This is a genomic window from Nocardia sp. NPDC058058, assembly GCF_042885355.1.
GTDB lineage: Bacteria > Actinomycetota > Actinomycetes > Mycobacteriales > Mycobacteriaceae > Nocardia.
This window is the reverse complement of sequence record NZ_JBHVSA010000003.1, coordinates 276,702-291,282: the sequence shown is the minus strand read 5'-3', so window position 1 is coordinate 291,282 and position 14,581 is coordinate 276,702. Positions and strand designations below refer to the sequence as shown.

The 14,581-nt window shown below is 65.8% G+C and carries 17 protein-coding genes; 7 read left to right on the top strand and 10 right to left on the bottom strand.

Annotated elements, in window-relative coordinates; all coding sequences use genetic code 11:
- Positions 1–205 precede the first annotated feature (205 nt).
- A complete protein-coding gene (locus ACFVUS_RS24995; RefSeq protein ID WP_387771033.1) occupies positions 206–844 on the top strand; it encodes a TetR/AcrR family transcriptional regulator in 639 nt (212 codons plus the stop codon).
- 49 nt (positions 845–893) lie between these two features.
- Here ACFVUS_RS24995 and ACFVUS_RS24990 read toward each other — a convergent pair whose 3' ends face one another.
- The gene (locus tag ACFVUS_RS24990) at positions 894–1,625 is read right to left on the bottom strand and encodes a dienelactone hydrolase family protein (protein ID WP_387771030.1); all 732 of its coding nucleotides are present in this window, start codon (positions 1,623–1,625) and stop codon (positions 894–896) included.
- Positions 1,626–1,895: 270 nt separating this feature from the next.
- Between ACFVUS_RS24990 and ACFVUS_RS24985 the strand changes: the two genes are divergently transcribed.
- Positions 1,896–2,336 (top strand): hypothetical protein, encoded by a 441-nt coding sequence (locus tag ACFVUS_RS24985; RefSeq protein WP_387771027.1) that lies wholly within the window; start codon positions 1,896–1,898, stop codon positions 2,334–2,336.
- Between the two features lie 5 nt (positions 2,337–2,341).
- Here the strand turns inward: ACFVUS_RS24985 and ACFVUS_RS24980 are convergent, their stop codons facing one another.
- The gene (locus tag ACFVUS_RS24980) at positions 2,342–3,466 is read right to left on the bottom strand and encodes an FAD-dependent oxidoreductase (protein ID WP_387771025.1); all 1,125 of its coding nucleotides are present in this window, start codon (positions 3,464–3,466) and stop codon (positions 2,342–2,344) included.
- A gap of 95 nt (positions 3,467–3,561) precedes the next feature.
- On the opposite strand from ACFVUS_RS24980, the gene ACFVUS_RS24975 reads away from it, so the two are divergent.
- The gene (locus tag ACFVUS_RS24975) at positions 3,562–4,284 is read left to right on the top strand and encodes a TetR/AcrR family transcriptional regulator (RefSeq protein WP_387771022.1); all 723 of its coding nucleotides are present in this window, start codon (positions 3,562–3,564) and stop codon (positions 4,282–4,284) included.
- A gap of 24 nt (positions 4,285–4,308) precedes the next feature.
- Here ACFVUS_RS24975 and ACFVUS_RS24970 read toward each other — a convergent pair whose 3' ends face one another.
- Entirely contained in the window at positions 4,309–5,274 is a 966-nt protein-coding gene (locus ACFVUS_RS24970) for a pentapeptide repeat-containing protein (RefSeq protein WP_387771019.1), read from the bottom strand.
- Between the two features lie 220 nt (positions 5,275–5,494).
- Between ACFVUS_RS24970 and ACFVUS_RS24965 the strand changes: the two genes are divergently transcribed.
- Positions 5,495–5,908, top strand: a complete 414-nt coding sequence (locus ACFVUS_RS24965) for a VOC family protein (protein ID WP_387771016.1) — start codon at positions 5,495–5,497, stop codon at positions 5,906–5,908.
- Between the two features lie 93 nt (positions 5,909–6,001).
- Here the strand turns inward: ACFVUS_RS24965 and ACFVUS_RS24960 are convergent, their stop codons facing one another.
- Complete coding sequence (locus ACFVUS_RS24960) at positions 6,002–6,457, bottom strand: VOC family protein (protein ID WP_387771013.1); 456 nt, start codon at positions 6,455–6,457, stop codon at positions 6,002–6,004.
- A gap of 197 nt (positions 6,458–6,654) precedes the next feature.
- On the opposite strand from ACFVUS_RS24960, the gene ACFVUS_RS24955 reads away from it, so the two are divergent.
- Complete coding sequence (locus ACFVUS_RS24955; protein WP_387771010.1) at positions 6,655–8,175, top strand: Clp protease N-terminal domain-containing protein; 1,521 nt, start codon at positions 6,655–6,657, stop codon at positions 8,173–8,175.
- On the opposite strand, the gene ACFVUS_RS24950 is transcribed toward ACFVUS_RS24955, so the two are convergent.
- The gene (locus ACFVUS_RS24950; RefSeq protein ID WP_387771007.1) at positions 8,166–8,621 is read right to left on the bottom strand and encodes a hypothetical protein; all 456 of its coding nucleotides are present in this window, start codon (positions 8,619–8,621) and stop codon (positions 8,166–8,168) included. The genes ACFVUS_RS24955 and ACFVUS_RS24950 overlap by 10 nt on opposite strands.
- A gap of 189 nt (positions 8,622–8,810) precedes the next feature.
- Between ACFVUS_RS24950 and ACFVUS_RS24945 the strand changes: the two genes are divergently transcribed.
- Both ACFVUS_RS24945 and ACFVUS_RS24940 read left to right on the top strand, forming a co-directional pair.
- Complete coding sequence (locus ACFVUS_RS24945; RefSeq protein ID WP_387771004.1) at positions 8,811–9,065, top strand: hexameric tyrosine-coordinated heme protein; 255 nt, start codon at positions 8,811–8,813, stop codon at positions 9,063–9,065.
- 126 nt (positions 9,066–9,191) lie between these two features.
- On the top strand, positions 9,192–9,590 hold the full coding sequence (locus tag ACFVUS_RS24940) for a PPOX class F420-dependent oxidoreductase (protein WP_387771001.1): 399 nt from the start codon (positions 9,192–9,194) through the stop codon (positions 9,588–9,590).
- Positions 9,591–9,692: 102 nt separating this feature from the next.
- Here the strand turns inward: ACFVUS_RS24940 and ACFVUS_RS24935 are convergent, their stop codons facing one another.
- From ACFVUS_RS24935 to soxR, 5 genes are all read right to left on the bottom strand, one after another.
- Positions 9,693–10,874 carry an FAD-dependent monooxygenase gene (locus ACFVUS_RS24935; RefSeq protein ID WP_387770998.1) on the bottom strand — a complete coding sequence of 394 codons (1,182 nt, stop codon included), beginning with the start codon at positions 10,872–10,874 and terminating at the stop codon, positions 9,693–9,695.
- A gap of 210 nt (positions 10,875–11,084) precedes the next feature.
- On the bottom strand, positions 11,085–12,173 hold the full coding sequence (locus ACFVUS_RS24930) for a TIGR03857 family LLM class F420-dependent oxidoreductase (RefSeq protein ID WP_387770995.1): 1,089 nt from the start codon (positions 12,171–12,173) through the stop codon (positions 11,085–11,087).
- Between the two features lie 42 nt (positions 12,174–12,215).
- Positions 12,216–13,349 (bottom strand): phosphotransferase family protein, encoded by a 1,134-nt coding sequence (locus tag ACFVUS_RS24925; RefSeq protein WP_387770992.1) that lies wholly within the window; start codon positions 13,347–13,349, stop codon positions 12,216–12,218.
- Positions 13,350–13,437: 88 nt separating this feature from the next.
- A complete protein-coding gene (locus tag ACFVUS_RS24920; RefSeq protein WP_387770989.1) occupies positions 13,438–14,073 on the bottom strand; it encodes a TetR/AcrR family transcriptional regulator in 636 nt (211 codons plus the stop codon).
- Complete coding sequence (soxR, locus tag ACFVUS_RS24915; protein WP_387770986.1) at positions 14,070–14,573, bottom strand: redox-sensitive transcriptional activator SoxR; 504 nt, start codon at positions 14,571–14,573, stop codon at positions 14,070–14,072. The genes ACFVUS_RS24920 and soxR overlap by 4 nt, the downstream gene beginning before the upstream one ends.
- Positions 14,574–14,581: the final 8 nt, after the last annotated feature.

Sequence of the window (14,581 nt, the reverse complement as noted above, 5' to 3'; positions counted from 1 at the left end):
GGTCTCCTCTTCGAGATGGCTTGTGCTACTTGATCACTCATAACTCGCTAGCTGGGGATGAGATGTGAATCACAGTACGCAAATCTTTGGACAGTCGTCAAGAGTTTCTTGGACAACTGTCAAAATTTTAACGGCGAAGGATTCGCGACCCGCGATAGACTGAACAGGTTGATCGGGTGCGGTGAGGCAGATGAGAGGTGGCGCGGTGACCGAAATCGTCGAGAAGCGGGCTCGTGTCGCCCGCCGTCAAGTCGACAAGTTCGCGGAACGGCGGGCCCAATTGGCAACCGCCGCACTGGATGCGCTGGCCGAACTCGGCTACGCCCGCACCAGCCTGCGCGAGATCGCGCAGAAATCGGAGTTCACGCACGGGCTGCTGCACTACTACTTCAGCGACAAGGTCGAACTGCTCACGCACGCGGTGCAGCAGTACGAAGCGGTCTGCGTGACCAGGTACGACGAGATCGTCGCCGCCGCGACCGGCGCGGATGAGCTGCGCAGCACCTTCAGCGACGCGATGGCGGGCACCCTGGAATCCGATGCCGCCCTGCACCGCCTCTGGTACGACCTGCGCAATCAGGGACTGTTCGAGGAATCATTCCGCGAGGACGTCGTCGATATCGACGCCCGCCGCGAACGCATGATCGCCAATGTCGTGGTGCGCTACGCCGAACTGGCCGAAAGTCCTTTGCTCATCAGCGAATCCATGGCCTACGCCACCTTCGACGGACTGTTCCAGCGCGCGCTGCTACTGCACCACTCCGGTGCCGCCGACGCGGTCGAGGGATTGCGCCGCGATGCCGCGGCACTGCTGGACCTGACCATCGGACGGCATCGAGGATGACTCGGTCCGCCGTCGCGCCGACCGTTGTGGGTCGGCGCGACGGTCCGCCCTACCTCAGATGGCGGGCGAAGAAGCGGTTCGCCGCGTCGCCCGCGTAGTCCGGTACGCCGGTGTGCCCGCCCATATTGGCGTTCAGCGCCTTCTCCTTCGAGCCGAAGGCGTCGAACAGATCCAGTGCCATTTGGCGATCGTTGCCTTCGTCGTCCCACTGCAGCAGCACATGGAGTGGAATGTCGACCTGCCGAGCCTGCTCGATAATGCCGCGCGGCACATAGCTTCCCGCGAACAGCACGGCGGCGCGGATGCGCGGCTCCACCACCGCCAGGCGGACACCGATGGAGATCACCCCGCCCGAATATCCGACCGGGCCCTCGATCTCCGGCAATTCCAGTAATGCGTCGATGGTCGCCTGCCATTCCGGAACCGACTGTTCGACCAGCGGAAGGATGAGGCGGTCGACGATATCGTCGCTGACCGGTTCGCCGGCCTGGATGGCCTGCCGCAGGTCGGCGCGGGCCTGATCCGCGGTGGCGGATCGGGGGCGAGCACCGCTGCCGGGGAGTTCGATGGTGGCCGCGGCGTACCCCTGCGCAACCGCGTCCCGCGCCCTCCCCGCCACTCGCGGGTACATGCGCTGTAGTTCGCCACCGTGCCCAACCAGGATCAAAGGCGTTGGTGCGGTAGCGGATTCGGCGGCCCAGAGAATGCCCGGAACCTCGCCGAGAGTGAATTCGCGCTCGATAACACCGTCATCGAGCAGCTTCTCGGAAGTGAATTGCATGGTCGTGCCTTTCGGGAGTGCTCATGAATGGCGCTCCCGGGCGACCTATCGCCCGACCGTGACCCCAGAGGGGAGCACCCATATCGATACAACGTTCACGGGTACCACCTCCTCGTTCGCTCACACGGCCCCAGGACTGTAGCAGCGCACCCCGGCGCCGGGCAAAGGCTTTAGCTCCGTGTCGAGTGTCGGTGCGCAGGGATATCGTGTGTGTCCGTGTACGAGATTGCCGAGCTTGCGGGTTTTTGTGCGGCACACGGGATCTGGAGTGTGTCCGATTCCGATGTGTTGATCCCGTTGATCGGGTACGCCCATGCCGACGGGACCAAAGGTATGGAGCGTTTCCTCGACGACGATGTCGGTGACTCGGCAGCGGCAGCCGAGGAGAGGCTCGCCGATAGCCCAGTGGGCTGGCTACGGGCCGTGCTCGTGGTTGATGCCTACCTGCACCTGGACAGGGGACGAACCGATGCGTTGATGATCAAGGCCGTCGAATTCGCCCTGAATCCCCGGTCGATGCGGATAGCCGTTCCCTACCGGCATCATTCGGCGGCGGAGGGTTTCGCGGTGTACCGGCCGAAGTTCCTGGAGGCACACGGTTTCGGCGATTCCGACTTCGACATCCTGGGGCAGGCGTTCTACGCGGGTGTCGACTCCCATGAGCAGGCGGCGGCGGTATGGAACGCGCACCTGCTGAACGAATCGGCCTGACACCCTCAGGAGAGTTTCGCCTCGGGGGCGAAGGCGGGGAGGCGTTCGAGGCTGGTGCGGACGGCTTCGGCACCGTATTCGAACATGTGGCGTTCGTAGTCGTCGACCGCGCCGAGGAGGTCGCGGCGGCCTTCGGCGGCCTCGATCAGGCTGCGGCGCAGCACGTCCGCGTCGCGTAGGGCGGTGTTCGCGCCGTTGCCGCCGGTTGGGGAGGTGGCGTGGATGGCGTCGCCGAGGAGGGTGACCGGGCCGGTGGTCCAGCGCCGGCCGGGGTGGACGACTCGGATGGACAGCAGGGCGCTGTTGTCGGGGTCGGCCTGTTCGATCAGGGCGCGGAGTTGCGGGTGCCAGCCCTGCATGTGGGACAGGACGGCGTCCTGGGCGGTGGCGTTGTCGAGTGAGCCGTTCGGGGGCAGGATCATGGCCCAGCGCACGTAGTCGCCGATATCGGGGAGGGTGACTTCGGGGGCGAGTTGTTCGGCGGCTTGCTTGGGCGGGGTGCGGAACTGCATCGCGCCGAGCAGCAGGCTGACGCCGTCTCCGGCGATCTTCGAGCCGAAAGCCTTTGAGATGTCGGCGAATTCGTCGGTCAGCGGGGTGCGGCCGATGACGAAGCGGACGCCGGTGTCGGTTGGGATGGTGTCGGGCGAGAGGACACCGCGGACCGCGGAGGTGACGCCGTCCGCGCCGACGAGCAGGTCGGCGGTGGCCGGTTCGCGGTGGGCGAAGTTGGCCTGGACTCGGCCGTCGGGCAGTACGTCGTAGCCGGTCAGGGCGGCGTCGGTGTGCACGGTCAGGCCGGTCAGCAGCAGATGCCGCAGCACCTGCCGGTCGACCACGATGCCGGTGCGGGCCGCGCCGAGCTTGCCGATCTCGTTCAGTTGCGGGTCCAGGATCAGCTGTTCGGCGGAGGCCTCCATGACGATTTCGTCGAGCAGCGGATGCCAGCGGGTGGGCAGGCAGTCGCGGACGGCCTGGAAGCCGACCGGGTTCAGCACGAGGCGGTAGCCCTGGAAGCGGGCGACGATGCCCGGATCGCGCTCGAACACCTCGGCCTCGATACCGGCGCCGCGCAGACCTTGCGCGAGAGCCAGACCGCCCAGGCCCGCTCCGATAACGGAAACTCGCATCACACACCTCCGGGAACATCGACACGAACTAAGTTCGTTCTGACGATCTAAGTTCTAATCGACGAACTAAGTTCGTGTCAAGCTATAGTTCGAGCATGTCCGCCGATGCCCGCCAACGCCGCGCCGCCCGCCATGCCCAACCCGCCGCGGAGTCCGCCGCACCAACGCCCCGCAAGGCGCCGATCACCGTTGACCGGATCACCGACGCCGCGTTGCAGGTCGTCGCCACCGAGGGGTATGACGCGCTGACCATCCGGCGCGTCGCCGCAGTGCTCGGCACCGGGCCGTCATCGCTGTACGCGCACATCGTGAACAAGGACGACATCGACGATCTGCTGATCGGCAGGCTGTATGCCGAAGTCGTTCTCCCCGAACCTGATTCGGGAGTCTGGCGTGAGCAGTTGCTCGATGTGTACGCCCAGATTCGCGACCTGTACCTGAAGTACCCCGGAATCTCGCGCGCCGCGCTGGCCATGGTGTCGACGAACCTGGAAACGCTGCGGGTCGGCGAAGGCATCCTCGCGATTCTGCTCGCGGGCGGTGTCGAGCCGAAGACGGCCGGATGGGCACGCGATGCACTCTCGCTGTACGTCAGCGCGTACGCGCTCGAACAATCACTGGTCCGGCAGCGCCGCCGGAATCAGGATCAGGAATGGGTGCTCAGCCACGAGGAGTTGCTGGACCGCTTCACCGCGCTGCCCGCCGACAAATTCCCCGAGACACGACGCCATGCCGCCGACCTGATCTCCGGCACCGGACAGGACCGCTTCGAATTCGCCCTCGGCCTGCTGATGAACAACCTGCTGCCCGCCGATTGACCTGGGCAGGTACATGCCTCGCTCTCAGCGGAATGAGGCGCGACTCGGAGGTGGAGTGAATCCTTTGGGCCACACCGTCTTCGGGGTGTAGAAGATGCCGTCCAGGGTCACCGTATCGAGCTTGGTGCCCGAGAGATCCGCGTCCGCGAGACTGGCCCCGGCCATATTGACCCCGTCGAGGAAGGCGCCGGAGAGATTCGCATTGCCCAAATTCGCGCGGGCCAGATTGGCTCGCTGCAAGACCGCGTGAGACAGATCAGCATGGCTGAAGTTCGTGTCTGTCAGGCTCGCATGGGTGAACAGCGCGCCGGACAAATTCGCATTGTCCAGCTCGGCTCCGGCGGCTTCGATATTGACCAGTGCCGCGACCTCCATATCGGCCCCGGAAAATTGCGCGCCACGCACATCACCCCCGGAGATATTCACGTTGGCGAGTTTCGCGTCATTCAACCGCGCACCGGCCAAACATGTTCGCAGCAAATCGATTTGACGCCCATCCTCGCCGGTGATGTCGCGCCGGGCGATCACGGTCAACGCCGCCTGAACATCGGTAGGAAGTCGGTTATCGGGATTATGGGCGTCGATCACCGTCCCCGCCGCGGGACACACCGAAACCGGGCTGTGCGTGCGCACGAATGCCGACACGATATCGACAACGGTCGCGTGATCCGCCGGCGAACCCGCCGAGAGCCGCTCCAGCAGATAGATCCCGCCAACCCGCACATCAAGCTTGTCGGACCCGAGATTATCGATCGCATGACTGAACCGCTCGGTCACCTGCCCTTGCTCGGACAGCCGATACTGATCACGAGTAGCCAGCAAACTCTGCCCCGTGAACCACACCCCCGCCACCGCGGCCACCGCCACCGCCACCGCGGCAACCCCGGCGACGCCCCGCCCCACTCGCCCCCAACCATCCCACCGCACGATCCGTCCGACCGACCCCGGTGGCAACCGCCGCCGCCACCACGGCGGCACTGCTGAACCCATAACAGTCATGATGCCGCCTCCGAGCCGACGCGGCCGGGGTTACGCGACCATGGAAACGGTCCAAAGTCGTTGGGGTCGTGCGGAGATTGTGTCGTGTGCTGACCGCTCGATCTGGTCGGCGGGCAATGACCGGGGCTGCTGATTAAGGCATCTGACGGATACCGTGCCCGGGGTGTGCTTCGTAATGTCGGCCGGGACATTCGAAATGAAGGAGCAGGGCATGAAAGCGCACGTCAGTTCAATTCTCCTCGGCGTCCGGGATCTGGACCGGGCCAAGCAGTTCTATACCGAGGGGCTGGGCTGGAAGATCGCGAAGGACTTCGGGATCTCGGTGTTCTTCGAGTCGGATGGCGCGTCGCCGGTGGGCTTCTACGGCCGTGAGGGTTTGGCCGGGCAGGTTGGCGCGGAGGCGGAAGGCAGCGGCTTCAGCGGGCTGGTGCTGACCTACGTGGTCCGCAGTGAGGGCCGGGTCGACGAGATTGTCGCGGAGGCCGAAAAGGCCGGTGCCACAATCCTCAAGCCCGCCGCGGCGCTGCCGTGGGGTGGATACGGCGGTACGTTCGCTGATCCCGATGGCTACATCTGGAGCGTGGGTTACAGCGATCAGGGAACCGATCAGCCCTACGCGGAATAACTTGGCCTGCCGCACCGCCCCGGGCGGTGCGGCAACTTCGTTCGGACTGTGGCAGAACAGGATTGACCAGCGAGTCCGAATTGATCTGAGTTTCTACCCCGCATCGGATGATGTGCGGAGTTCCTGCACCAAGCCGATCGTGACGCCATTGGGTCCGTGGATGTAGCAGTAGCGGTAGATGTCTTCGTAGTGGGTGACTATGCCGACGAGTTCGGCGCCGTGGGGGCGCAGGCGGGTGAGGGTGTCGTTGACGTCGTCTACGACGAAGGTCAGGCGGGGGATGCCGGGGACGTTCACCGGGGATGGCGTTGTGGTGCCGGTGAACAGGGGGGAGTGGAAGGTTGAGAGTTCGATTCGGGTGTGGCCGTCGGGGGTTCGGACCATGGCGATGTCGGCTTTGACGCCCTCCAGGCCGAGGAGCTCGTCGGCCCATTGACCGCCTACGCTTGCTTCGCCCTCCAGTTCCAGGCCCAGTTCGATGAAGAACGCGACGGCGGCCGCGAGGTCTTCGACGACGATTCCGGCGTGATCCATACGGCGGACGGCCATGGGAATTCTCCTTCGGTTCGGTGTATCCGAGGCCCGTTCGGGTGCTCGTACCTCTGGGACGGAGCCGCCCGCGCGTTCTCGACATCTCGCGTGCATGAATTTCAAAGTTCTTTCCGAGCGCGGTCGGCCAGCCCTATATTGGGCCACAGCGGGGTCGGTCCGGCGGGGTGGGTGGCTCGGCGAGCGAAAGAGTGCGTATGTCAGAGAGATTCACCGAGCGCGCGCGGCGCATCGTCGATTTCGCCGCGGCGGAGGCCAGAGCGCGCGGGCACGACCGGATCGGTTGTGAGCATCTGCTGCTGGGTCTGATCGATGACGGCGACGGTATTGGGGCGAAAACGCTCGAAGGGCTTGATATTTCGCTCGATGAGCTGCGGACGCAGGTCGACGCGATTATCGGGCGGGGTGAGCCGGGGCCGCCGCTGGTCGAGCTACCCCGGACCGCAGGTGCGACGAAAGCGCTGGAGTTGGCGCTCGAGGAGGGGCGGCGGATCGGGCTGGAGTACGTGGGCAGTGAGACGATTCTGCTGGGTCTGGTCCGCGAGGGCGATAGCGTCGCGGCGCAGGTGCTGATGCGGCTCGGCGCCGATCTGGAGCGGGTGCGCGCCTGGATACTCCGGTTGCTCACCGCCTACAGCGGGCCGGGTCCGAGATCGACCGCTCCGAGGTGGGCGCAGAAGTCTCCGCTGGAACGGTTCGGCCGCAATCTGACCGGTGCGACGGACCGCCTCGAGCCCGTCATCGGCCGTGACAACGAAATTCGCGAGCTGATGTGCGCTCTGCTGCGACGCGCGACGCCCTATCCGATGCTGATCGGTGAACCCGGCGTCGGCAAAACAGCGGTTGTCGAGGGACTCGCGCGGGCGATGGTTTCCGGGCCCGTCCCGAAAAGCCTGGCGCGCTGGCAGCTTTACACGCTCGAGCTGGATTCTCTCGTCGTCGGTAGCCGCGACCGCGATGAGGTGGAAGCACGCCTGGAACCGATCTTCGAGGAAATCACCGGGCGCGGCGACGTCATCGTGTTCCTCGATGACCTGCACACGCTGATCGGTGCGGGCGACAGCTATTCGAGTCCGACCGCAATGTATCTGGCCGAGGCCATGCGATCCAGGATCTCCCGGCGTGACCTGCGGTTCATCGGCGCGACCACCCCGGACGGCTATGACTCGCTCATCGCGGCCAATCCCGCTCTGCGCCATCGAGTTCAGCCGATTCATATTCTCGAACCGACAATCGACAAGGCCATCGACATGGTGCGCGGGCTGCGCAAGACGTACCAGTCTCATCACGGTGTGACGATCACCGACGCGGCGGTGACCACGGCCGTCACCTTGTCCCACCAATTCGTCAGTGCGCGAAGGCTTCCGGAGAAGGCAATCAACCTGATCGATGAAGCCGCCGCCCGCGCCCGCATCGCCGATCTGCCGGACCTGCGCGAATTCGACGAGGGAATCGCCGCCGCGCTCGAAGCCAAGTTCGCCGCCGTCGAGGCCGAGGACTGGGTTGCGGCCGCCCGGTTCCGCGATTCCGAAAAGCGCCTGATTGCCGATCGTTCGGTACGCGAGAAAGATTGGCAGGCAGGAACTTCCAAGACGACGGTCGATCGCGACCAGGTGCTCGAGGTACTCGCCGACTGGACCGGAATCGCCCTGTCCAGCTCCTCGAATCCCGACGCGGACCGCGGCGTCGACGATCAGCAAGTCGACGATCAGCAATAGGTGCGCAGGTCCTCGAGCCGTACCGGTTCGGTGGCTTCGAAAGTCACACCGACGCCGTAGGGTTCGCAGATGGGCAATGCGCCCTCGGCGAACCGGAGGAGCCATTCGCCATCGGCGTAGAAGTTCAACTGCGGCAGATCAACCGGGAACGTCGAGGCGTCGAACTCCCGAAACCGCTCCGCCGCAACCGCATCCAGCCCGAACACCGCCGGATCCTCGAGCAGTGCCGCATGCAGGAATTGCAGCCCGGCCGTCAGGTACCCGTCGATATCCCGAACCACTTCCGCGACGAGCTCCGCATCCACCGACTCCCGCTCGCCGAGAAGGATATTCACCTCGACCGGCCCCGAATAGAGGGCGCTGACCACCGGCCCCTGCACAGACCACAGCGTCTGCCCGTCGGGACCCGGCCCCGCGACGAACGCTCCCACTTCAGCAATGAACACGCTCACACAGTAGGCGGCCCGCGCCGCGCGGACATTGCGGGCGGATTCGGGTGGCCGTGTCGTGGTCACGTGAGCGCCGACCCCGCGCGTAACGTGTGGCCGGAAGCTCTTCGGCTGCAAGCCCGCTCCGCGCCTGATCTCGGCGACTCCCATCCCTCGCACTCGGCCCGCACGATCGAAGGAGTCCTCATGACAGCCTTGCCCGCATCCGAACTGGTCCTGGTCCCCGGCGGCACCCTGATCACCGCGACCCCCGAGGAAGGCCGAGCCCTCGCGCTGACCCTGGCCCGCCACACCATCCACAACATCCAGCCCGACCTGGACCGCCTCGTGGAGGGCCGCCCGATCTACTCGGCCAACCCGGACAACCTGATCGCCGCCGGGCACGTGGTCGCCGTGGAATTCCAAACCATCGCCGCGGCGAACAACTACTGGCGCGACTGACGTCCACCCTGGCCGATCCAAAATCTAGCAGCGCTAGACAGGCTGTCGATCAACTGTTACCGTTGCTCCATGTTCTAGCAACGCTAGAACTCAGCAAGTCGGATATCGCGCCAGGGAGTAATCGAAATGACCTTCACCAGCAACGAGCAGCATTTCCTCGCCGAGGCCGGACTCGGCCGACTGGCCACGGTGTCACCCGACCGAGTCGTACAGAACAACCCGACCAGCTACCGCGTGAACACCGACGGCACAATCGACATCGGCGGCATGCGGATGCGCGGCAGCCGCAAATACCGCAATGTCGAAGCGGGCAGCCGAGTCTCGTTCGTCGTCGATCAGCAGGTTTCCCTGGACCCCTACGTGATTCGCGGCATCGAAGTACGCGGCACAGCCCAGGCCCTCGACGATCAGGAGCCGCCCTTCCCGCCCCAGGAGCGCGCCATCATCCGAATCCGCCCCGAACGCATCATCTCCTGGGGCATCGACGGCGACTCCTTCGACTTCGCCGCCCGCGCCGCCGAATAGTCGAGGCGGTTGAGCGTGGCATGCACGTGGCAATCGGTGAAATGTACTGCGGGACAGTCCTGCCGGGTGTGGTGGCAGGACTGTCGGCGGGGTTACTTCCGGTTAGGCGCGCGAGTCCGGAACACTCTCGTAGTCGGGGAGTTCCACGCCGTTGATCGCGCGGTTGATCAGGTCCATGTCCCATTCGGGCTCGGTGCCGGGTTCGGCGGGCGGGGGAGGGTTGAGGATGCTGGCTGCGTGCTGTCGGCCGATTTCCTGGTTGGCCTCGACGAAGGAGCGCATGCCCTTTTCGTAGGCGGCGAAGGCGGCTTCGGGGTTCCAGTTGGCGGCGGCGAGTTCTCCGGCCAGCAGGTACGCGCCGACCAGGGCGAGTCCGGTGCCCTGTCCGGACATCGGTGAGGAGCTGAAGGCGGCGTCGCCGAGCAGGACCACGCGGCCGTTTGACCAGCGGTCCATGACTACCTGGGCGACCTGGTCGAGGTAGAAGTCCGGGGTGTCGTCGAGGTGTTCGAGGATGTCGGTGGCCTTCCAGGCCATGCCGGTCATGCGCTCGCGCAGTAGGCGTTTCTGCGCTTCGATATCGCGGTAGTCGACATCGAATTCGGCGAGGGGGAAGGAGAACATGGCCATCGCGTGCGTGGGATCCGGAATGGGACGCAGGCCCGCCGTGCGGCCAGACTCCTGGTAGTCCATCAGAAAGCGTTCGAGCCCGAATTCATTGGGCACGGTGAAGAACGCGAGTGCCATGCCGAGATGGCGGACGAACTTCTCGTGCGGGCCGAAGACCATCGCGCGCAACGAGGAATGCAGGCCGTCCGCGCCGACCACCAGGTCGAAGCGCCGTCGTTCGCCGCCTTCGAAGACCACGTCGACCCCGTCGGGGTCCTGGGTGAGTTCGGCGATCCGGTCACCGAAGATGTATTCGACGCCCGCGCGAGTGTCGTCGTAGATCACCCGGGACAGGTCGCCGCGCAGGATCTCGATCTCGGAGATGTAGCCGTCGCCGCCGTCGTCATCGGCCCGAAAGGTCTCCAGCACTTGACCTTCCGCGTCCACGGTGTGCGCCCCGGCGGTCTCGGTGCGCGCGGCGCGTACGGCGTCGTCCAGGCCCATGCGCCGGATGACCTCCTTGGTCACCCCGCGTGCGTCCACCGCCTGCCCGCCCGGACGCAGCTCGGGCGCGCGCTCCACGACCGTCACCTCGGCCCCGCGCCGGTGCAGCCAATGGGCCAGCGCGGGACCCGCGATGCTCGCGCCCGCCACCAAGACCTTGATACCGCTCACTGCGTCTCCTGCTCGCCGGTCCGGATCGCTGTCCGGAGCACTCGTTCCTGCGCTGATGCACCGCTGCCGGTGCATTCGGAGGTATCGACGGCGGAGCCATCCGAAATTCATCGGTGCCGCGAGAATTCTTTCACCGCGGAGCCCGATATCGGTGGCGGACGCCCGCACCGCGCACCGGGATGGCGCGCGGCGCGGGCGGCAGGGGTTCGCTCAGGCGAATTTGCCCGGATTCGCCGCGACGGCCCGGCGCAGGACGGGGCGGTTGGCGCGGTACTCGTCGACCACCGACTCGAGTTCATGGGGGCTCGCGCCGTGCATGATCACCGAATGGCAGCCGAGGTCGTATTCGCGGGAGATCTTGCGCACGCACTGCTCGGGTGTGCCGTAGGCGGCCGAGTCGAGCCATTCGTCCGGGATGAGGGCGTCGAATTGCTCGAGCACCTCGACCGAGGCGGACGCGTCGATGGGACCCGCCGCCGCGGCGTCCTGGAACAGCTGGGTGGCGCGAATTCGCTCCCACACCTGGGGATCCCAGCCGTTGGCGCTGATCAGAATGTCGGCATAGGCCTGCAAATAGGTCACCAGGCGGCCGGTGCGCCGGCGCAGCTGATCCGCCTCGGAGAGCGCGTCGCTCGCGGTCGCCAGGCAGGACCAGATCCGGACGCTGTCGGGATCCTTGCCCGCGCGTTCGGCGCCACGCCGCACGGCCGCAATGGAATTCGCGGTGGCCTCATCGGAGAAGAACGTGTGCAGTACGACGAAGTCGCCGATCTCACCGGCGAGTTCCATGGTCTTCGGGCCGACGGCGACGAAGCCGATCGGGGGCGCCTCGTCGAGACCGTTCTGGTGGTACAGCACGGGCCATTTACCCGCCGGGCCATCATGATTCACGATGGTCTCGCCGTCCCACAGGCGGCGCAGGATGCCCACGAAATCGCGCAATTGCGCCTCGGTGACGGCGGGCAGGCCGATCGCCTTCCAGTTCGCCGCCATGCCGCGGCCGAACGCCATGGCGTATCGGCCCTCGGTGATGGCCTGCATGGTGGAGCCCATGGTCGCGGTCACCATCGGATGCCGGGTGTGGTGATTCGTTGCCGCGGCGGCGATTCCGAGGTCGGTCGTGCATCCGGCCAGGCCGCCGGACAGCACCGCGGAGTCCTTGACGGTCATGCGCTCGCCGATCATGCACGAGCCGAGGCCGAGCCGTTCCGCGTCGCGGGCCTCGGGCAGGAGTACGCGGGCGTCGGCCGGGTGGCGGGTAATGCAGTAGTAGGCAAGTTCGTTCAGTTGATCAGTCACGAGAGTGTGTCTTTCCCAATGGGTTTCGGTGCGGCGTGATTCTCAGGCGCCGAGTTCGGCGAGCAGCTCTTCGACGAGAGCCCGGTGATGCAGCAGTATTTCGATATCGTCGGGGCGTTCCATCTCGCCGAAGTGGATCTGCCGTCCACCGGCGCGCATGAAGACGACGCTGTAGTTCAGGGCGGCGAACATCGTGTACCAGGTGAGGTCGCCGAGTTCCACGCCCGAGTGCGCGGCGTAGCTCGCTCGCACGTCGTCCTCGCCCATGAAATCCGGCATGCCCGGGAACCCGAAGTTGTTCGCGATCGCGTGAAAGACGCGATGTCCGAACACGATCCAGGCCACATCGAGCTCGCGCGGGCCGATGGTAGCCATCTCCCAGTCCAGCACCGCGACCGGTGTGAAATCCCGGTACATGAGGTTGCCGAGCCGCGCGTCGCCCCAGGAGAGCACGGTCTGATAGGACGAGGGCTCGGGAAGATTGGCGCTGAGCCACTTCAGGATTCGCTCCACCAGCGGCGACGGGCCGATATCGCGCGCCGCGAACTCGTACCACGCACGGGCGCGATTCAGGTTTCGCTCGAGCACGTCGGCACCGGGCTGTGCGGGGTCCAGGAACGCGAAAGTGGTTGCCGCGTCCGGGATCGCGTGCAGTGCCGCCAACGTCTCGACGGTGCTTTCCTGCACGCGGCGCTGCTGCTCCGGGTCGGCGTCGAAGAGCCAGTTGCCGCCGAAGGTGTAGGGCATGACATCGGGCGGAACCTGTCCGTCGATGCGGTCCATCAGCAGGAACGGCGTGCCGAGTACCTCACCGGTCGGTTCGAGGAACCGCACCCGCGGGACGCGGACGGCGCTGGCGTCGGCGACGATGCGCATGACCTCGAATTGGTCGGGGAGACTGTAGTTCTCGTAGACCGGGAAGTCGCCGGGAGCCGGGACCACCCGGGCGATCAGTTCCGCGACCTGCGTTTCGCCGGCTTCCTGCCAGCGCAGGGTGAGGGTCAGGGTCTCCGCGGACATCCCATTGCTGTCGATGCCGGACCCGAGCGTGAGCGTCGGATCGGCCCCATCGGGCAGCTGGGTCGCCAGCCATGCGGTGAGGCGCGGGATCAGGGCGGCGGGGTCGCGGCTGCTGCGCTGTAGGCGCATGCCCTGATCATCGGGAGACGGAGACATGGATCACTCCTGACTGAATTGCTAAGGGTGGAGGTAAGACTGGACCTCCCCTGCGCAATTGTCAACGAGGGTTCTCAAAGAATGTGTGTCAGCCCAGGTAGAGAGCCATCGCGTCGACGAGGCAGTGCCGGGCATCGGTCAGTTCGGCGGGTGCGGCGAGCCTGCGCTCGTTATTGATCCCGCGTATGGCCATCGGAATCAGCGCCTGAACCCGATGCACCTTCTCCGAATCCAGCGGCAGATCGGCCAGAAAGTACTCGAATGCCCGGAGCCAGGCGTTCTCGTATCCGGCCATCGCCGCGGTGGTCAGGGGGAATTCCGCGCGCCGCTCGTCCCGGGCAGCGGGCAGTCCGGCCCGCAGCGCCTCGACCGCTCGCCCTTCGGGGGTATCCAGGATGGTCCAGATGGCATCGACCATCTCCCACACGCGCTCACGAATCGAACCGGTGACCCGCGGCCAGATCTCGGGGCTGTTCGCGCCACTGCGATCGGTCAACTCGTTGAGCACCGCGGCCCACAGTCCGTCGATATCGCCGAACTGATGTTTGAGCGTGCCCCAGCTCACCCCGGCCTCACGGGCAATCCGATTGGCCGACAACGGTTCTCCGGAACCATCCGCAAGACAGACGATGGCGATGTCGAGCAGCCGCTGCCGCGTCTCGCGACCCTTGCGGTTCAGGCGCGTTCCCGCCGCGGACTGCATGGTCGAACTCGCTTCGCTCATCGCCGCTTCCGTTCCGCTGTCTCGGAGTCTCCGACCGTCGTTGTGACGATATCGGGGTGCAGCAGCCGCTGCGGTCCCGCGCCCTGTTCGGCCAGGCTGTCCGCGGGGTTCAGCACGTAGCAACGGCGCAGCGACAGGCAGCCGCAGCCGATGCAGTCGGTGAGTTCGTGCTGGAGGCGTTCGAGTTCGCGGCGACGGGCCTCGAGGTGATCACTCCAGCGGCGCGAGATGCGATCCCAATCGCGTTTGCTCGGCATGTGGTCCTCGGGCAGGGTCGCGAAGGCCTCGGCGACTTCCGCGAGGGGGATACCCAGGCGCTTCGCGAACAGTACGAGGGAGAGTCGGCGCAGGACATGGCGGGGATAGCGGCGCTGATTGCCCGAGGTGCGGATCGAGGTGATCAATCCCTGTTCCTCGTAGAAGCGGATGGCCGAGGTCGCCACGCCCGCGCGTTCGGCGAGATCGCCGATGGTCAGCAGGTCGGTCGGAGTTCTCTTCACTCGGCACA

Excerpts from the sequence above, each read along its gene's own strand:
- ACFVUS_RS24925 (WP_387770992.1), bottom strand. The coding sequence starts at position 13,349 with ATGTCTCCGTCTCCCGATGATCAGGGCATGCGCCTACAGCGCAGCAGC.
- ACFVUS_RS24955 (WP_387771010.1), top strand. The coding sequence starts at position 6,655 with ATGTCAGAGAGATTCACCGAGCGCGCGCGGCGCATCGTCGATTTCGCC.
- ACFVUS_RS24960 (WP_387771013.1), bottom strand. The coding sequence starts at position 6,457 with ATGGCCGTCCGCCGTATGGATCACGCCGGAATCGTCGTCGAAGACCTC.
- ACFVUS_RS24965 (WP_387771016.1), top strand. The coding sequence starts at position 5,495 with ATGAAAGCGCACGTCAGTTCAATTCTCCTCGGCGTCCGGGATCTGGAC.
- ACFVUS_RS24975 (WP_387771022.1), top strand. The coding sequence starts at position 3,562 with ATGTCCGCCGATGCCCGCCAACGCCGCGCCGCCCGCCATGCCCAACCC.
- ACFVUS_RS24970 (WP_387771019.1), bottom strand. The coding sequence starts at position 5,274 with ATGGGTTCAGCAGTGCCGCCGTGGTGGCGGCGGCGGTTGCCACCGGGG.
- ACFVUS_RS24945 (WP_387771004.1), top strand. The coding sequence starts at position 8,811 with ATGACAGCCTTGCCCGCATCCGAACTGGTCCTGGTCCCCGGCGGCACC.
- ACFVUS_RS24940 (WP_387771001.1), top strand. The coding sequence starts at position 9,192 with ATGACCTTCACCAGCAACGAGCAGCATTTCCTCGCCGAGGCCGGACTC.
- ACFVUS_RS24920 (WP_387770989.1), bottom strand. The coding sequence starts at position 14,073 with ATGAGCGAAGCGAGTTCGACCATGCAGTCCGCGGCGGGAACGCGCCTG.
- ACFVUS_RS24990 (WP_387771030.1), bottom strand. The coding sequence starts at position 1,625 with ATGCAATTCACTTCCGAGAAGCTGCTCGATGACGGTGTTATCGAGCGC.
- ACFVUS_RS24980 (WP_387771025.1), bottom strand. The coding sequence starts at position 3,466 with ATGCGAGTTTCCGTTATCGGAGCGGGCCTGGGCGGTCTGGCTCTCGCG.